Source organism: Streptomyces sp. NPDC002265, from assembly GCF_040296125.1.
Classification (GTDB): domain Bacteria; phylum Actinomycetota; class Actinomycetes; order Streptomycetales; family Streptomycetaceae; genus Streptomyces.
Genome location: NZ_JBEOWS010000573.1, coordinates 1 through 3,725 on the forward strand (window position 1 = coordinate 1; position 3,725 = coordinate 3,725).

Below are 3,725 nucleotides of genomic sequence, written 5' to 3' on the forward strand. Positions count from 1 at the left end.
GGGTGTGGTGACGCGCTCGGGCCCGGGCGGGGGCGCCCGCCCCGCCCCCCCCGCCCGGCCCGCCGCGCGCGCCCCGGGCCTGGGGGGCGCCCCGGCCCACCGTCGTCGACGCCGACATCGTCCGGGCCGCCCGCGACGGCTCTGTTCTCCCGAAGCTGCGGCAAAGCGACAAATAGCTCTCTGTCGTCAGAGTGGCGCTCGGCCGGAGAGGGCGAAGCGGGGTCTGGGGACTTCGCCGACGTGGAGGCGGTGGAGTCGGTGTGGAGCTGCCAACGCCGGCTACGAATACGCGACACCTCAACATGCGAGCCCACCAGGCCCGAGGCCGTAGTCAGTGACGGTCGTGCTCGAGCAGCCGGCGTGTGGCTCCCTCCGCGAAGTCGGACACGGTCGTCAGTGCGTCGCCCTGGTCGATTCTTCGGATGCATCCGTCGACGACGGCCTGGAGCACGGCGACGGCCAGCTCGGGCTGTGGATGGCCCAGTTCGCGGACAACCTGGGCGAGTGCCTCGTGCAGTGTGGTGTGCAGCCCCCTTACGCGCTCTCGCGTCGACGGGGAGAGCGAGGTGCGTGAGAGCGAGGCCCGCCAGCCGTGGGTGCCGCGCGCGGCCTGTTCGAGGTTGGCCCTGACGTAGGCGACTGCCTTCTCCTCGGGGGTGGCCGCTGCCGCGATGGCCTGCTCCACGGCGCCGATCCAGGCGGGGAACTCGCGGGTCACGACGAGTTCGAGCAGGTCTTCGATGGAGTCGAAGTAGCGGTAGATGCTGTTGCGGGCGATGCCGGCCCGTGCGGCGACCGCGCCGGCGGTGAGGCTCTCCACGCCGCCCTCGCTCAGGAGTGCCTCGGCTGCGTCGATCAGCCGGGTGAGCCGCTGGGCCCGGTGCTCACGGACACTGCCGGCTTCGATCTTGGGCATTCTCTCCGCTCCGCCTCGGGCGCTGTGCCGTCTCGCGTCAATCTACCCCGTGCCCGGGGCACCGAGGGGGCTCGTGCTAGCTTGACGCCCATCTTAGCGACACCCCTGTCTCTAAAATTTTGTTCGTGCTTCCGATCGAGGGCTCCCTGATGCAACCGATGTACTCCCGCTTGCTCCGATGTTTTCTGGGATCAAGGAAACGTGCCGCCGTGGTGGTGGCGTTCTGGGTATTGATCACGGGACTCCTCGTCGGGGTCGCTCCTGCCCTGGAATCCGTCGAGGACAACGCCTCCGCGAACCTTCCGCCCGCCGCTTCGGATTCCGTGAAGGCCCGCGACCTGATCCGCGAGCAGCTTCCGGGTCGGGAAGCGACGCCGGCGATCATCGTGGTGCGCGGTAAGGGCGCCGATGCCGCGGCGAACGCCGGGGAAGCCGTCACCCGCATCACCTCGGCCCTCTCGGGAACCGCTCGGCCCCACGAGGTCGCGAGCGTGATCTCCACGGTGACCGCTCCCGACGCCGCGGCGGAGTTGGTCTCGCAGGACCACGGCGCCCAGCTGGTGATCGTGCCCATGACCGGAAGCCCCTCGGACGAGTCCTTCCAGAACTCGGTCGACACGGTCCGTGCCCTCTCGGTCGGCCGGGCGGGTCCCACCGAGGTAGCCGTGACCGGCCCCGCCGGGATCGCCACCGATACCGTGAAGGTCTTCAGCGGCGGCGACAAGGTCATGCTTTTGGCCACCGTCCTGCTTGTCCTCGTCATCCTCCTGTCCATCTACCGCTCACCCCTGATGGCCCTGGTGCCTCTCCTCGCCGTCGGTGTGGCCATGCGCGTGGCGGAGACGATCGGCGCGCTTCTCGCGGACGCAGGAATCATCACAGTCAGCTCCCAGACCGCCTCGATCATGACCGTGCTGCTGTTCGGAGTGGGCACGGACTACGCGCTGGTCATCACCGCCCGCTACCGCGAGGCCCTCCTCGACGAGGCGGACCGTCCGCGCGCGATGCAGATCGCGGTGAGGCGGACGGCCGAATCCGTCCTCGCCGGGGCCTCCACCATCGTGCTCGCCATGTTCGCCCTGCTCGTGGCCGTTTCCCCGGCGCTGCACGGCTTCGGGCCCTACCTCGCTCTCGGCGTGGCCGTCATGGCGCTGGTGGCGTTCACCTTCATCCCCGCCCTGGTCCTGCTGTTGGGCGGGAGCGTCTTCTGGCCGGGGGGCGTGGCCAAAGCCGCCGAACGCAGCCGCGGCACGGGCATCTGGCACCGCATCGCCGCTCTCGTCGCCCGGGCCCCGGTCAAGGTGGTGACGGCCTCCGTCGCACTGCTCGTGGTGATGAGTGCCGGGCTGCTCGGCTACCACGAGAGCTTCAACACGCTCAGCGGCTTCCGCGCCGCCACCGAGTCGGAGCGCGGGCAGCACCTCGTCCAGGAGGAGTTCGGCCCGGGCGAGATCGCGCCCAGCACCGTCGTCGTCCATTCCCGGGACGACCTGCGCTCCGCCACCGCGCCCGCCGGCATCGCCACCGCACTCACCCGCGCCGACAACGTCAGCCGGGTCGGACAGCATCCCCGCTTCGCAGACGACGGCAGGACGGTCTTCTACGACGTCGTCCTCGACCTCGATCCGTACAGCTCCAAGGCGCTCGATGCCATCGAACCGCTCAAGGAGACCGCACGGGCCGCCGCCGAGGCAGCCGGCGTGAAGGACGCCACGGTGCTCGTCGCGGGAGAGACGGCGCAGAGCGCCGACATCCGCTCCGGGCTCGACCGCGACACGAAATTCCTCGTGCTCCTGGTCCTGATCATCGTCACCGCGGTGCTGATGCTCCTGCTGCGCTCGCTCCTCGCCCCGCTCTACCTCGTGGCAACGCTCCTTCTTTCCTTCCTGGCCACCTTGGGCGTCACCACCTTCTTCACTGTCACCGTCCTCGGTGACGACGGCATCGGCAACCGCGTCACCGCGTACATCTTCGTCTTCCTCGTCGCACTCGGAGTCGACTACAACATCTTCATCATGAGCCGGTTCAAGCAGGAACTGCGCTCCCTGCCCCCGGCCCGGGCCATCAGCGCCGCCCTCACGCGTACCGGCGGTGTCGTCTCCTCCGCAGGCCTCATCCTCGCGGCGACCTTCGCGGTCCTGATGACCCAACCGATCCGCGAACTGTTCCAGTTCGGCTTCGCCATGGCCTTCGGCGTCCTGCTGGACACCTTCCTCATCCGGCCGCTCCTGGTCCCCGCCGTCGTCCGCCTTCTCGGCGACCGCGCCCTGTGGCCCGCGCGCCCCCGCCGAGGAACACCTCCTGCACCCACCGCCCCGCCGGCCGGCCCAACCATGCTCCCGACAGGGCGCCTGCTGCGCGCCTTCACCCTGATCGCGGTCATCGAGGCATGCACCTGGGCCGGCCTGCTGACCGGGATGTACTTCAAGTACATCCCGAAGACCACGGAACTCGGCGTACGGATCTTCGGAACACTCCACGGAGCCGCTTTCATCGCCTACGTGCTCCTGACCGTCCTGGTGGCGGTCCGGCTGAAGTGGCGGCTGGGCCGGACGACGCTCTTCGCCCTGCTCGCCTCCGTACCGCCGTTCCTGACCGTGGCATTCGAGATGTGGGCCCGCCGTACCGGTCGACTCACCGAGCCGACCCCGGTCCCGCACCCTGCTCCCGTCCCATAGCCAAGTGCCCGCGGCGGCCCCGGCGCCCCACCGCGCCCCGGGGCCGGCCCCGCGCGGAGGAGCCCCGCCCCGTAACGCCGAACCCCCAGGACCAAAAGCTAAACGGGCAAACGTCAGCCGCCCACGAAGCG

At 69.9% G+C, this 3,725-nt stretch carries 2 protein-coding genes; one reads left to right on the forward strand and one right to left on the reverse strand.

All coding sequences use genetic code 11. The features are described 5' to 3' along the window. Positions 1–331 precede the first annotated feature (331 nt). Positions 332–916: a TetR/AcrR family transcriptional regulator gene (locus ABT085_RS44980; RefSeq protein WP_351622634.1), complete on the reverse strand. Its 585-nt coding sequence runs from the start codon at positions 914–916 to the stop codon at positions 332–334. Between the two features lie 209 nt (positions 917–1,125). On the opposite strand from ABT085_RS44980, the gene ABT085_RS44985 reads away from it, so the two are divergent. Next, a complete protein-coding gene (locus ABT085_RS44985) occupies positions 1,126–3,594 on the forward strand; it encodes an MMPL family transporter (protein ID WP_351622637.1) in 2,469 nt (822 codons plus the stop codon). The last annotated feature ends 131 nt before the right edge of the window (positions 3,595–3,725 follow it).

Bases quoted from the DNA above. Each gene is read 5' to 3' on its own strand.
- ABT085_RS44980 (WP_351622634.1), bottom strand. From the start codon at position 916: ATGCCCAAGATCGAAGCCGGCAGTGTCCGTGAGCACCGGGCCCAGCGG.